Annotated in this window: 13 protein-coding genes; 4 read left to right on the forward strand and 9 right to left on the reverse strand. The window is 75.3% G+C overall.

Features of this window, described 5'->3' with window-relative positions:
• Window positions 1-141: 141 nt before the first annotated feature.
• From ACI78U_RS23920 to ACI78U_RS23930, 3 genes are read right to left on the reverse strand one after another with little or no spacing between them, the layout of a single operon-like run.
• The gene (locus ACI78U_RS23920) at window positions 142-942 is read right to left on the reverse strand and encodes an SGNH/GDSL hydrolase family protein (protein ID WP_456877904.1); all 801 of its coding nucleotides are present in this window, start codon (window positions 940-942) and stop codon (window positions 142-144) included.
• A 27-nt stretch (window positions 943-969) separates the two neighbouring features.
• Window positions 970-1,884 carry an NAD(+)/NADH kinase gene (locus ACI78U_RS23925; RefSeq protein WP_456877905.1) on the reverse strand — a complete coding sequence of 305 codons (915 nt, stop codon included), beginning with the start codon at window positions 1,882-1,884 and terminating at the stop codon, window positions 970-972.
• A complete protein-coding gene (locus ACI78U_RS23930) occupies window positions 1,885-3,306 on the reverse strand; it encodes a dihydrolipoyl dehydrogenase family protein (protein ID WP_456877906.1) in 1,422 nt (473 codons plus the stop codon). It abuts the gene before it with no gap.
• Window positions 3,307-3,341: 35 nt separating this feature from the next.
• On the opposite strand from ACI78U_RS23930, the gene ACI78U_RS23935 reads away from it, so the two are divergent.
• Both ACI78U_RS23935 and ACI78U_RS23940 read left to right on the forward strand, forming a co-directional pair.
• Window positions 3,342-3,857 carry a flavin reductase family protein gene (locus tag ACI78U_RS23935; RefSeq protein ID WP_456877907.1) on the forward strand — a complete coding sequence of 172 codons (516 nt, stop codon included), beginning with the start codon at window positions 3,342-3,344 and terminating at the stop codon, window positions 3,855-3,857.
• Window positions 3,858-3,911: 54 nt separating this feature from the next.
• Window positions 3,912-6,515 (forward strand): bifunctional FO biosynthesis protein CofGH, encoded by a 2,604-nt coding sequence (locus ACI78U_RS23940; protein WP_456877908.1) that lies wholly within the window; start codon window positions 3,912-3,914, stop codon window positions 6,513-6,515.
• A gap of 24 nt (window positions 6,516-6,539) precedes the next feature.
• Here ACI78U_RS23940 and ACI78U_RS23945 read toward each other — a convergent pair whose 3' ends face one another.
• Complete coding sequence (locus ACI78U_RS23945) at window positions 6,540-6,677, reverse strand: hypothetical protein (RefSeq protein WP_456877909.1); 138 nt, start codon at window positions 6,675-6,677, stop codon at window positions 6,540-6,542.
• Between the two features lie 142 nt (window positions 6,678-6,819).
• Here ACI78U_RS23945 and ACI78U_RS23950 point away from each other — a divergent pair, with 142 nt between their 5' ends.
• Window positions 6,820-7,422 carry an acyl-CoA-like ligand-binding transcription factor gene (locus ACI78U_RS23950; RefSeq protein ID WP_456877910.1) on the forward strand — a complete coding sequence of 201 codons (603 nt, stop codon included), beginning with the start codon at window positions 6,820-6,822 and terminating at the stop codon, window positions 7,420-7,422.
• A gap of 6 nt (window positions 7,423-7,428) precedes the next feature.
• On the opposite strand, the gene ACI78U_RS23955 is transcribed toward ACI78U_RS23950, so the two are convergent.
• The 5 genes from ACI78U_RS23955 to ACI78U_RS23975 form a co-directional block, all read right to left on the reverse strand.
• Window positions 7,429-8,391 carry a vWA domain-containing protein gene (locus ACI78U_RS23955; protein ID WP_456877911.1) on the reverse strand — a complete coding sequence of 321 codons (963 nt, stop codon included), beginning with the start codon at window positions 8,389-8,391 and terminating at the stop codon, window positions 7,429-7,431.
• A 24-nt stretch (window positions 8,392-8,415) separates the two neighbouring features.
• Complete coding sequence (locus ACI78U_RS23960) at window positions 8,416-9,306, reverse strand: AAA family ATPase (RefSeq protein WP_456877912.1); 891 nt, start codon at window positions 9,304-9,306, stop codon at window positions 8,416-8,418.
• 43 nt (window positions 9,307-9,349) lie between these two features.
• The gene (locus tag ACI78U_RS23965; RefSeq protein ID WP_456877913.1) at window positions 9,350-10,180 is read right to left on the reverse strand and encodes a mycofactocin-coupled SDR family oxidoreductase; all 831 of its coding nucleotides are present in this window, start codon (window positions 10,178-10,180) and stop codon (window positions 9,350-9,352) included.
• Window positions 10,181-10,193: 13 nt separating this feature from the next.
• A complete protein-coding gene (locus tag ACI78U_RS23970) occupies window positions 10,194-11,030 on the reverse strand; it encodes a mycofactocin-coupled SDR family oxidoreductase (protein ID WP_456877914.1) in 837 nt (278 codons plus the stop codon).
• 100 nt (window positions 11,031-11,130) lie between these two features.
• The gene (locus ACI78U_RS23975) at window positions 11,131-11,595 is read right to left on the reverse strand and encodes an SRPBCC family protein (RefSeq protein WP_456877915.1); all 465 of its coding nucleotides are present in this window, start codon (window positions 11,593-11,595) and stop codon (window positions 11,131-11,133) included.
• 198 nt (window positions 11,596-11,793) lie between these two features.
• Here ACI78U_RS23975 and ACI78U_RS23980 point away from each other — a divergent pair, with 198 nt between their 5' ends.
• A complete protein-coding gene (locus tag ACI78U_RS23980) occupies window positions 11,794-13,020 on the forward strand; it encodes an epoxide hydrolase family protein (RefSeq protein WP_456877916.1) in 1,227 nt (408 codons plus the stop codon).
• Window positions 13,021-13,053: the final 33 nt, after the last annotated feature.

The raw sequence follows: 13,053 nt of genomic DNA on the forward strand, positions 1-13,053 counted from the left end.
CCCCCCCCCCCCCCCCCCCCCCCCCCCCCCCCCCCCCCCCCCCCCCCCCCCCCCCCCCCCCCCCCCCCCCCCCCCCCCCCCCCCCCCCCCCCCCCCCCCCCCCCCCCCCCCCCCCCCCCCCCCCCGGTCCGGGCCGGCGGCTCAGGCGCGGGGCAGCGCCAGCGGCACCGGCCGCTTGGGCGCGCGCCCGTCACCGGACGAGCGGCCGCGCAGCCGGCGGGCGATCCACGGCGCGACGAAGCCGCGCACCCACGCCGCCTCCTCGGCCAGCGCCGCCCGCAGCGCCCGCGGCGGGGCCGGGGGCAGCGGGACCCGCCAGTCGCCGTCGCCGGGGACCGGGACGCCCAGCGCCGTGGCCGCGGCCAGCGCGGTGCGCCGGTGCCCCTCAGCGGTGAGGTGGATGCGGTCGCCGTCCCACAGCCGCCAGTCCAGCAGCCAGTCCGCGCCCCACTGGTCGAGGACGACGGCGCCGTGCCGCGCCGCGATCGACCACAGCGAGGCGTTGAACACCGCCACCCGGCCGCGGGTGCGCCGGATGATCGGGGTCAGCCGCGGGTCGACCCCGGTGGCCAGCAGCACGTCGGCGCCGTCGGCGCGGAACCCGGCCACGGACTCCTCCAGCGCGGCGGCCAGCCGGTCGGGGTCGGCGCCGGGGCGGAGCAGGTCGTTGCCGCCGGCGACCAGGCTGACCAGGTCGGGCCGGGCGGCGCGGGCCACCGGCACCTGCTCGGCGAGCACCTGGGGCAGCAGCCGGCCGCGGATGGCGAGGTTGGCGTACTCGACGTCGGCCCCCGGCGACGCGGCCGCGACGTGCTCGGCGAGCCGGTCGGCCCAGCCGCGGTACTCGCCGGGGCGGTCGGGGTCGGGGTCGCTGAGCCCCTCGGTGAAGGAGTCGCCGAGGGCGACGTAGCGGCGCCAGGAGGAGCGGGACGGTGCGGGCACGGGCTCCACTGCAACACGGCCGCCGGGTCAGCCGTCCGAGGGGTCCTCCCTCATCCGCTCGCGCACGTCGCGCGGCAGCAGCTCGAGCAGCTCCTCGGGCAGGAAGGGCAGGTCGAGCAGCGACAGCTTGGCCCGGCTGCGCTCCGCCGAGCGGGAGCCCTCGATGCGGACCAGCTGGGCGGCATCGGGCCGGTAGGAGACGGTGAGCTCGTCGCCCGGGCCCAGCTGCTCGCCGAGGACGCCGTCGAGCTCGATCGCCGGGCGGCCGCTGCCGATGGCGAGCGACAGGGTCTCCCGGGCGCCGAGCAGCACCGTGCGCGAGATGCCCTGCGCGGGCGCGGCGGGCGTGACCAGGATGCACTCGACCTCGGGGCTGACCACCGGGCCGCCGGCCGCGTAGTTGTAGGCGGTCGAGCCCATCGCGGTCGCGACGATCACCGCGTCGCACCGGACGTGCGCGTAGCGCTGGCCGCCCACCGACAGCTCCGCGGTGACCATCCCCTCCCCCGGGACGCGGGCCAGCACGGCGTCGTTGAACGCCAGCCACTCCCGCTCGCCCTGCCGCACGACCAGGCAGCCGCGGGACTCGGTGCGCACCCGGCCCTCGGCCATCGCGGCCAGCGCCTCGCCGAGCTCGCGGGCCTCGACCTCGGCGAGGAACCCGAGGTGGCCGAGGTTGACGCCGAGCACCGGCACCGGTCGGTCGGTCATCAGCCGCATGGCGCCGAGGATGGTGCCGTCACCGCCCAGGGCGATCAGCCCGTCGCTGGTGGCGGCCAGCTCGGCCACCGGCACGGGGGTGACGCCGGTGAGACCCAGCCGGTCGACGTCGGCCCGGCCGGCGACCAGCTCGACGTCGGTCCCGCCGGTCCACGCGAGCACCTGCGCGACGGCGGCCGAGGAGTCCCGGGTGGGGTGCAGGACCAGGCCGAGGCGGGTCACTCAGCCGCGCCAGGTCTCGAGCAGCCGCAGCCAGATCTCGCTGACCGTCGGATAGGCGGGCACGGCGTGCCACAGCCGGCTGATCGGCACCTCCCCGACGACGGCGACGGTGGCCGCGTGCAGCAGCTCGGCGACCGCCGGGCCGATGAACGTGACGCCGAGCAGCACCTCGCGCTCGGGATCGACGACGGCGACCGCGGTCCCCTCGTAGCCGTCGGCGAACAGCTTCGCGCCGGCCACCGAGCCGATCGGGTACTCGACGACGCGATGGGGCAGGCCGGCCTCGCGGGCCTGCGCGGCGGTCAGCCCGACGGCGGCCACCTGCGGGTCGGTGAACACGACCGAGGGGGTGGCGGCGCGGTCGGCGGTGGCGGTGTGCGGCGACCAGTCCTCGGTCCGCGCCCGCTCGCCGCGGGCGCGGGCCACGATCGCCGCGCCGGCCTGGCGGGCCTGGTACTTGCCCATGTGGGTGAGCTGCCGGCGGCCGTTGACGTCGCCGACGCCGTAGAGCCACGGCAGCCCGCGCACCTGCAGGGTGTCGTCGACGTCGAGGTAGGCGCCGGGCTCGAGGCCCACGGTCTCCACCCCGATGCCGGTGGTGCGTGCCGTCCGGCCGGTGGCCACGAGCACCTCGTCGCCGCGCACCTCGCCGTCGGCGGTCTCGAGCACCACCTCGCCGCCCTCGCGGCGGGCCGCGCGGACCTCGGCGCCGAGCCGGACGTCGACCCCGCGGCGGCGCAGCGAGGCGAGCACGGCCGCCCCCGCCTGCGGCTCGGCGTCGTCGAGGAGCCGGTCGCCCATCTGCAGCAGCGTCACCTGCGAGCCGAGGGCGTGCCAGGCGGTGGACAGCTCGCAGCCGACGTAGCCGCCCCCGATCACCAGCAGCCGGCCCGGGGCCTCCTTGGCGGTCGTGCCCTCCCGCGGCGTCCACGGCGCCACGTCGGGCAGCCCCTCGACCGGCGGGACGGCGGCCGCCGAGCCGGTGCACACGGCCACCGCGTGCCGGGCGGTCAGCCGGGTCCGGCCGCCGTCGGGCCCGGTGACGACGACGGCGCGCTCGCCGTCGAGCCGGGCGGTGCCGCGCAGCAGCTCGCTGCCCGCACCCTCGACCCACTCCACCTGGCCGGCGTCGTCCCAGTGGTGGGCGAACTCGTCGCGGCGGGCCAGCGTGGCGGCGACGTCCTGCTCCCCGGTGACCGCGGCGGAGGCGCCGGAGACCGCCCGGGCCTCGGCGAGCGCCTCGGTGCCGCGCAGCAGCGCCTTGCTCGGCATGCAGGCGTAGTACGAGCACTCCCCGCCGACGAGGTGCTCCTCCACCAGCACCGCCGAGAGGCCGCCCCGCACGACGACGTCGGCGACGTTCTCCCCGGTCGACCCGGCGCCGAGCACGACGACGTCGTAGGTCCGGTCCGCGCTGCTCACCGGGTCATCCTGTCCGGTGTGGTCGACTGGCCGCCATGGCTTCGAGTGCCGGGCCCGTGTCGCCGTCGGAGTTCGCCACCGCCCTGCGCCAGTACGCCGCGGGGGTGGCGCTGCTGACCGTCCGCGACGACATCGACGACGTCGGCACCACGGTGACCTCGGTGATGAGCGTGTCGGCCGATCCGCCGCTGGTCGCCGTCGGGCTGAGCGCCGGCGGGTACCCGGCCGAGGTGCTCGAGGCGGTCGGCACCTGCGCGCTCACCGTGCTCGCCGCCGGCCAGGCGATCCTCGCCAGCCGGTTCTCCTCGGCCGGCCGGCCCTCGGCGCGGCACCTGCTCGAGTCGGTGCCGTGGTCGCGGGCGCCGGGCAGCGGCGCGATCGTGCTCGACGGCGGCGTCGTCGCCCTGGACTGCCGGCTCGACCGCCTGGTGCCGGCCGGCGACCACGTGCTGGCGCTTCTCGCCGTCGAGGCGGTACCCGTGCTGCACGACGGCGCCGCTCCCCTGCTCCGCCTGCGCGGCCGCTACACCGACGCCCCGGTGAGCCATTAGCCCGATGAAGGCACCGGTCCCGTGCAGGTGGGACGGGGGCTAGCGTGCGGGGCGATGATCGAGCCGCAGATCCCCGTGCCGTCCGCGCTGCGGCGTGCCCTGGCGCGCGCCGAGCGGGGCGTGACCCTCGACGCCGGCGAGGCCGAGACGCTGCTCGCGGCCCGGGGCCTGGCCGCGGGCGACCCGCTGGACCGGCTGCTGACCGCCGCCTCCCGGGTGCGCGACGCCGGCCTGGCCTCGGCCGGGCGCCCCGGCGTGGTCACCTACAGCCGCAAGGTGTTCATCCCGCTCACCCACCTCTGCCGCGACCGCTGCCACTACTGCACGTTCGTCACGACGCCCGGGCAGCTGCGCCGCGAGGGCCGGGCGCCCTACCTCTCCCCCGACGAGGTCCTCGACATCGCCCGGCAGGGCGCGGCGCTGGGCTGCAAGGAGGCGCTGTTCACCCTCGGCGACCGCCCGGAGGACCGCTGGCCGGTCGCCCGCGAGTGGCTGGAGGCGCACGGCTTCGACTCCACGCCGGGCTACCTGCGCGCCGTGGCGATCCGGGTGCTCGAGGAGACCGGGCTGCTGCCGCACCTCAACCCCGGCGTGCTGAGCTGGGAGGAGATCCAGCGGCTCAAGCCCGTGTCGGCGTCGATGGGGATGATGCTCGAGACGACGGCGACGCGGCTGTGGTCGGAGCCCGGCGGCCCGCACTTCGGCTCCCCCGACAAGGAGCCGGCCGTGCGGCTGCGGGTGCTGGAGGACGCCGGCCGCTCCGCCGTGCCGTTCACCACCGGCGTCCTGCTGGGCATCGGCGAGACGCCGGCCGAGCGGGTCGACGCGGTCCTGCGGATCCGCGCCGCGCACCAGCGGCACGGGCACGTGCAGGAGGTCATCGTCCAGAACTTCCGCGCCAAGCCGCGGACGGCGATGGCCGCGCACGACGACCTCGCGCTGCAGGAGTACGCCGCCGCCGTCGCCGTCACCCGGCTGCTGCTCGGGCCGCGGGCGCGGGTGCAGGCGCCGCCGAACCTGTCCGACCCGGCCGAGCTGGGCCTGCTGTTGCGGGCCGGCGTCGACGACTGGGGCGGGGTCAGCCCGCTCACGCCCGACCACGTCAACCCCGAGCGGCCCTGGCCGCAGATCGACGCGCTCGCCGCGCTGACGGCCGAGGGCGGGTTCACGCTGCGCGAGCGGCTGGCCGCGCAGCCGCCGTACGTGCTCTCCCCCGAGCCGTGGCTGGACCCGCGGGTGCGCCCGCACGTGGCCGCGCTCGCCGGTCCCGACGGGCTCGCCGTCGAGGGCCGCGTGCCTGCTGGGCTGCCGTGGCAGGAACCCGACGAGGCGTGGGTCTCCACGGGCCGCACCGACCTGCACGTCGAGGTGGACACCGTCGGGCGCACCGGCGACCGGCGCAGCGACTTCGACGCCGTCTACGGCGACTGGGCCGAGCTGCGGGCGCGCACCGCGACCGCCCGCGACGGCTCCTCCACCGCGCTGGCCGCCGGCGACCCCGAGGTGCACGCCGCCCTGCGCGCCGCCGAGCGCGACCCGGCCGGGCTGTCCGACGCGCAGTACCTCGCGCTGCTCGGCGCCGACGGTCAGGACCTCGAGGCGCTCGCCGCGCTCGCCGATGCCGTCCGCCGCGACACCGTCGGCGACGACGTCACCTACGTCGTCAACCGGAACGTCAACTTCACCAACGTCTGCTACACCGGCTGCCGGTTCTGCGCCTTCGCCCAGCGGCGCACCGACGCCGACGCCTACACGCTGTCGCTGGCCGAGGTCGGCGACCGGGTCGACCGCGCGTGGGCGGCCGGCGCCACCGAGATCTGCATGCAGGGCGGCATCCACCCCGACCTCCCCGGCTCGGCCTACCTCGACCTGATCGGCGAGGTGAAGCGCCGGCAGCCGGACATCCACCTGCACGCGTTCAGCCCCATGGAGATCGTCAACGCCGCGGCCCGCACCGGGCTGTCGTTCGAGGAGTTCCTCGTCGCGGCACGGGAGGCCGGGCTCGACAGCGTCCCCGGCACCGCGGCGGAGATCCTCGACGACGACGTCCGCTGGGTGCTGACCAAGGGAAAGCTGCCCGCGGCGACCTGGCTGGAGATCATCGGGACCGCGCACCGGGTGGGCCTGCCGACGACGTCGACGATGATGTACGGCCACGTCGACACCCCCGCGCACTGGGTGGCGCACCTGCGCACGATCGCCCGCCAGCAGGACGAGACCGGCGGGTTCACCGAGTTCGTGCTGCTGCCGTTCGTGCACCACAACGCGCCGATCTACCTCGCCGGCGTCGCGCGGCCCGGCCCCACGGTGCGCGAGAACCGGGCGGTGCACGCCGTCGCCCGGCTGCTGCTGCACGGGCGCATCCCGAACGTCCAGACGTCGTGGGTGAAGCTCGGCGACGTCGGCACGCAGGCGGTGCTGCGGGGCGGGGCCAACGACCTCGGCGGCACGCTGATGGAGGAGACCATCAGCCGGATGGCCGGCAGCGAGAACGGCTCGCTGAAGACCATCGCCGAGCTGGAGGGGATCGCCGCCGCGATCGGCCGGCCCGCCCGCCAGCGGACCACCGACTACGGCACCCCGAGCGAGGAGCGGATCGCCACCGCCCGCTCCGAGGCCGGCCGCCGCGCGCTCACCCTCTCGATCACGCCGGTCTGAGGGACCGGGCCGGCGGGAGGACGGTCAGGACTTCTTGCCGCCCTTCTTGCCCAGCTCGCTCTGGGCGGCCGAGCTCTTGCGCGGGTTCTTCTCGCCCTCCTCCTTCGCCTTGGCGTTCGCCTTCTGCGCCGTGGCGCTGCCCTTGCCGCTCTTCTCGGCCATGCCGACCTCCCGGTCGAGGGTCGCCGTCCGGGTCCGGACGGCCGGGGCGCTGCCCCTACCCCCGGCGGACCACCTGGAACGCGAGGGTCCAGGAGGACCGGGCCGCTCGGCACCGGGGCGACCGTGCGGCACCATCCTGAAGGTGGAAACCGAGCCGACACGACTGCGCACGGACCGTGGCGGCCGCCCGGCCGTCACCACGCCCCACGAGCTGGCGGCGGTGGCGCAGCAGCTGTTCCTCGACCGCGGGTTCGACGCCACCAGCGTCGAGGACATCGCGACGGCCGCGGGCATCGGCCGCCGCACGTTCTTCCGGTACTTCCCCACCAAGGCCGACGTCCTGTTCGTCGAGTCCGACGCGGAGCTGCGCCGGCTCGAGGCGCACCTCGCCGAGGGCGGCCGCTCGGAGCCGTACCAGGACGTCGTGACCCGCTCGGTGGTCGCCGCCCTGCGGTTCCCCGACGAGGAGCGCGAGTGGGCCCGGCAGCGCGCTCAGCTGCTGCTCACGGTGCCGGCGGTCCAGGCGCACGCCATGTCGCGCTACGCCGCCTGGCGCGCCGCCGCCGCGGCGTTCGTCGCCGACCGCAGCGGGCAGGCGGCCGACGCGCTGTTCCCGCGCGCGGTGGGCCAGGCCGTGCTGGCCGCGACCCTGACCGCCCACGAGCACTGGCTGGCCCATCCGGAGTCGGACCTGTTCGAGGTGCTCGCCCGCTGCCTCGACCTCCTGCTGCCGCCCGGTCCCTGAGGCCGGTCAGCCAGCGAACGCGCGGCTCAGCGCCGGGGCCACGTCGCGGTGGGTGCGGATCCGCGCGAGCCGGCCACGTCCGGCCCGCGCCAGCTCCCGGGCCAGCTCCACGTCCTGCTCACCCGAGACGTCGAGCAGCACGTCCAGCCGCGGCAGCCGGGCCGCGAGCGGCCGGGGGTCGGGCCCGGCGTTGTGCACGCAGTCCGACAGCAGCACCACGCGGGCGTCGCGGGCCGGCGCCCGCGCCAGCTCGCGCGCCGCCTGCTGCAGCGGGAAGGCCAGGTTGGTCAGGCCCTTGGCCGGGATCGCCAGCAGCTGGTCGAGCAGGACCAGCGGCGCGACCGGCTGCCCGAGGTGCAGCAGCGACGCCGCATCGGACCAGAAGGCCAGGACGGCGAGGTCGTCGCTCCGGAGCTCGGCTGCCAGGGCCGCCACGGTGGCCGCCGCCGTCCGGATCCGTTCGCCGCGCATCGACCCCGAGACGTCGACGGCCAGGACGACCGACCGCCGGGTGCGGACCCGCTCGCGCACGACGACGTCCTCGTCCTCGGGCAGCGGGCGCTCGGCCAGCACCTCGATGGTGCGGTCGAGGTCGATGTCGTCGGCGCCTCCGCGGTACGGCACGCTCGCCAGGTCGCCCGCGCCCCGCCGCGCCACCACGTCGTGCCGCGGCCGAGGTACCGACAGCCGGGTGGCGATCTGCCGCGCCCGGGCCCGCACCGCCGGGTCCGGGCCGGGTCCGTCGGCGGGCAGGGTCACCATCTCGGCCGGCTCGTCAGTGGTCCCCGGAGCGCTGCCGCCCGCTGGGGACGGCCCGGACCGCCGCCGGCCGCCGGGCAGCACGGTCAGCACGGTGCCGCCTCCGGCCGAGGGCGTGCGGTCGAACAGCGTCGGCTCCTCCGACAGCTGCTTGGGCCTGCGTCGCAACGGCGCGCGCGAGGTGGGCCGGGGCGGGCCGGGTCGGCGCACCGGCGAGTCGGCCTCGACCGCACTTCAACCGGGAGCGGCGGCCGCCGGGGTCAGGACGAAGCGGTCCTCCCAGATCTCGCGGAGCACCTGCTCCGGGGTGGTCTCGGCCGCCTCGTCGAGGTGGATCCGCCCCGACAGCGCCACGACCATCGCGTCGCGGACGGTCGGTGCGTACCGGTCGTCGGCCGGCAGGGTGATGCCGCGCAGCGCCGCCAGCTGCAGGGCGACCAGCACCGTGTCGATCGCACCGCGGACGCTGCTGCCCTGCCGCACGTCGGGGTGCGCCCGCGTCGCCCGGGTCACCGCGACGCCGTCGGCCACGAGCGCCGTCCGCAGGTCCCCCTCGGCTCCGCCGGCCCGCAGCGCCACGATGTCGCGCTCGGCCGCCTCGTCCTGGTAGCCGATCGCCAGGCGGCACAGCCGGTCGTGGACGCTGGTCGACAGCCGCGTCGTCCCGACGTTGTCGTAGGGGTTCATCGAGGCGATCACCCGGAACGTCGGCCGGGCGGTGACCGTGCCCACCCGGGGGACGGCGACGGTCCGGTCGGCGATCGCCGTCAGCAGGGTGTTGAGGGTGTCCTCCGGCGCCCGGTTGAACTCCTCGATGTAGAGGAAGCCGCCCTGCTCCATCGCCTCCACCAGCGGACCCGGCACGAAGTTGTCGGCGCTGTAGTCCTCACGCAGCACCCGCGCCGGGTTGTGGTGGCCGACGATCTTCGCCGGGGTCAGGTCGGCGTTGCCCTCGACGAACAGCAGCGGGATGCCCCACTCCGCGGTGATCGCCTTGAGCATCGTCGTCTTGCTGGTGCCCGGCGGGCCCTCGAGCACGATGTCGCGGCCGGCGGCGACGGCCGCGAGGACGAGGTCGAGCTCGTCCTCGCGGCCGACGATCCGCGCGGCCACGCGGGCGCGCACGTCCGCGATGCCGGCCGGCTGCTGCTCGCTCAGTGCACTCTCCTCACTTCTGGGTCGAGCCGGCGTCGACCGGCAGGGTCACCCCGGTGACGTACCGCGCCTCGTCGGAGGCGAGGAACAGCACCGCGTTGCTGATGTCCCGGGCGTCGACCCACTCGATCGGCAGCGCGTTCAGCGCCGCGAAGCGCTCGGCCACCTGCTCCCGCGTCGGGTCGTCGAGGTCGGGGGCGAACAGGTCGTAGGTCGCCCGGTTGTGGATCATGTCGGTGTCGACGCTGGTCGGGTGGACGCTGTTGACCCGGATCATGTGCGGCGCGAGCTCCAGGGCCAGGGTGCGCATCAGGCCGACCACACCGTGCTTGGCCGCGACGTAGTGGGCGAAGTTGGGGAAGCCCTGCAGGCCCGCCGTCGAGCTGGTCATGATGATCGAGCCGCCGCGACCGCCCTCGATCATGTGCGGCACGGCGACCTTGGCGGTGCGCCACACGCCGGTGAGGTTGACGTCGATCATCTCGCGCCACATCTGCTCGCCCAGCTCCTCGGTGGTGAAGCTGAAGATGCCGGCGTTGGCGCACACGATGTCCAGCCGCCCGAGTTCCGCGACGCCCTGGTCGACGGCCGCCCGCAGCGCCTCGGCGTCGCGCACGTCTGCCTGGGTGGCCACGATCCGGCGGTCGAGCGACTCCACCTCCTTCACCGTCTCGGCGAGGTCGTCCGGCGTCGCCATGGGATAGGGCACCGTCTCCATCTGCTGGCAGATGTCGACCGCGATGATGTCGGCCCCCTCCTCGGCGAGGCGGATGGCGTGGCTGCGCCCCTGCCCGCGGGCGGCTCCGGTGACGAACGCGACCTTGCCCTCCACACGTCCTGGCATGGCTGCTCCTCCCCTACTTGATGACGGCGCCGGCGTCGACGGGCAGCGTCACACCGGTGATGTACCGGCCCTCGTCGGAGGCCAGGAACAGCAGGGCGTTGGAGATGTCGCGCGACTCGACCCAGGGGATCGGCAGGGCGTTCATCTCCTGTGAGATCGGCGCGAAGGACTCACGGGACGGGTTCGGCTCGTCCGGGGCGAACAGCTTCCAGATCGTCTCGTTCTGGATCATGTCGGTGTCCACCTGCGTCGGGTGGATGCTGTTGACCCGGATCATGTGGGGCGCCAGTTCCAGCGCCAGGGTGCGCATCAACCCGACCACGCCGTGCTTCGCCGCGACGTAGTGGCCGACGCCGGGGTAGGCCATCAGCCCGGCCGCGGAGCTGGTGAGGACGATGCACCCGCCGTTGCCCGCCGCGACCATGTGCGGGACGGCGACCTTGGTCGTGTGCCAGACGCCGGTGAGGTTGACGTCGATCATGTCGGCCCAGCTCTCCTCGCTGAACTCGGTGGTCAGCGTGCCGGTGCTGGCGATCCCCGCGTTGGCCGAGACGATGTCGAGGCGTCCGCCCAGCTCGGCCACCCCCTCGTCGACGACGGCCTGCAGCGCTGCGAGGTCACGGACGTCGGCCTCTCGGGCGACGATCCGGCGGTCGAGCGCCTCGACCGCCTTGACGGTCTGTTCCAGGTCCTCCGGCGTCGCCATGGCGTAGGGCACCGTGTCGATCTGACCGCACAGGTCGACCGCGATGATGTCCGCGCCCTCCTCGGCCAGCCGGATCGCATGACTGCGCCCCTGCCCGCGTGCGGCTCCGGTGATGAATGCGACCTTGCCCTCGACGCGCCCCATGGCCCACCTCCATGTCCGCTCCGGTGTGACGACGGCCACACGTTATGGCACTCGATGCCACAAGTGAAGGGGCTCCATGGCGACCGAGGGACGGCCCTCCTCACGCAGGAGGTGGCTCCGGCGTGCCCTCGACCCGGCTCTTGAGCGCGGCGGTCATGCCGTGGAACGCGGCCAGCCGGTGGCGGTTCAGGGAACGGATCAGCAGGGGTGCCAGGAGTCCCCGGAACTCGTCCTGCCACCACAGCCGAACTCCCCCGTCGTGATCGGTGAGGGTGATGGTGACCTCGACGGTGAACAGGCCCGGTAGGCGCAGCCTGTCCAGGCGGCTCTTCACCCGCAGCCGTCGGAGAGGGACCACCTCCAGGACCGTGGGACGGGGTCTCGGGTCCACGAGGGGGTTCGCGCGCGGCACGCTGACCGACAGCCGGGCCCCGACCACGACCGTCCCCTCAGCCCTGGTGACGAAGGGGTTCCACTCCGCATAGGCGGGCAGGTCGGTCAGCACGTGCCACACCCGCTCGGGTGTGGCGTCGAGGTCGACGAACGTCGTCAGCTCGGCAGTCATCGGCAGCATCTCCTGACGGCGAGCGCGCCGGCACCGCCCACCCTAGGGCGGGCCAGGGACTTCGACGGGTGCGAGGAGCCGCCCGAGGGTGTGCGGTGGTCTCGTCCTGGAAGCCCGGATCCCCGCCGGTGCTGTGGTGCGCTCGCTGATCTGGCCTGGTCCGCGACTTCCCCGCATCCATCTCGAGGGCAGGCCGTCATGACCACAGTCGCAGAACAGACCGGCAGTGCGATCCGTCCGTTCCGCGTGGACGTCCCGGAAGAGGCGCTCACCGAGTTGCGCAGCCGGCTGGCCGCCACGCGCTGGCCATCCCGGGAGCTGGTCACCGACCGCTCCCAGGGCGTGCAGCTGGCGACGGTGCAGGCGCTGGCCCGCTACTGGGCCGACGAGTACGACTGGCGCCGCTGCGAGACGCGGCTCAACGCGCTGCCGCAGTTCCGGACCGAGATCGACGGGGTGGACGTCCACTTCATCCACGTGCGCTCGCCGCACGCGGACGCCCTGCCGCTGGTCATGACCCACGGCTGGCCCGGCTCCGTCGTCGAGCTGCTCGAGACGGTCGGCCCGCTGACCGACCCGACGGCGCACGGCGGCCGCGCCGAGGACGCCTTCCACCTGGTGCTGCCGTCGCTGCCCGGCTACGGCTTCTCCGGCGAGCCGACCGAGCCCGGCTGGGACGTCGCCCGCGTCGGGCGGGCCTGGGCGGAGCTGATGCGCCGTCTCGGCTACACCCGCTACGTCGCCCAGGGCGGGGACGTCGGCGCCGGCGTCACCGACGCGATGGGCCGGCAGGCGCCCGAGGGACTGCTCGGCATCCACCTGAACCTGCTGGTCACCGCCCTGGGCGGCGGCCTGTCGTCGGACACCGACGAGGAACGGGCCGGCCTCGACGCGATCGCCACCTTCCGGTCGAGCGGCTTCGCCTACTTCCTGGAGCAGGCGACCCGGCCGCAGACGATCGGCTACGCCCTGCTCGACTCCCCCGTCGCCCTGGCGGCGTGGATGCTCGACCACGACACCGACGCCTACTACAAGATCTCCCGCGCCTTCGTCGACGGGGAGCCCGTGGGCAACCTCACCCGGGACCACGTCCTGGACAACATCTCGGTGTACTGGCTGACCGGCACCGGCGCCTCGGCGGCCCGGTCCTACTGGGACAGCTACGGGGTCGCGGCCTCCGCGGCGGCGGCCGCCCAGGCACCTCCGGCCGTCTCCGTGCCGGTCGGCTTCACCACGTTCCCGGGCGAGATCTGGCGGACCCCGCGCAGCTGGGCCGAGGCGGCGTACCCGACCCTCGCCTACTTCAACGCGGTCGACCGGGGCGGGCACTTCGCCGCCTGGGAGGAGCCCGAGCTGTTCACGTCCGAGCTCCGGGAGGCGTTCCGCCCCATGCGCACACCGGACATCCCCGGACCGCGCGGCTGACGATCCCGGTGGGCCGCGGCGGTACCCCCGCCG

The organism is Geodermatophilus sp. SYSU D00710, assembly GCF_054050195.1.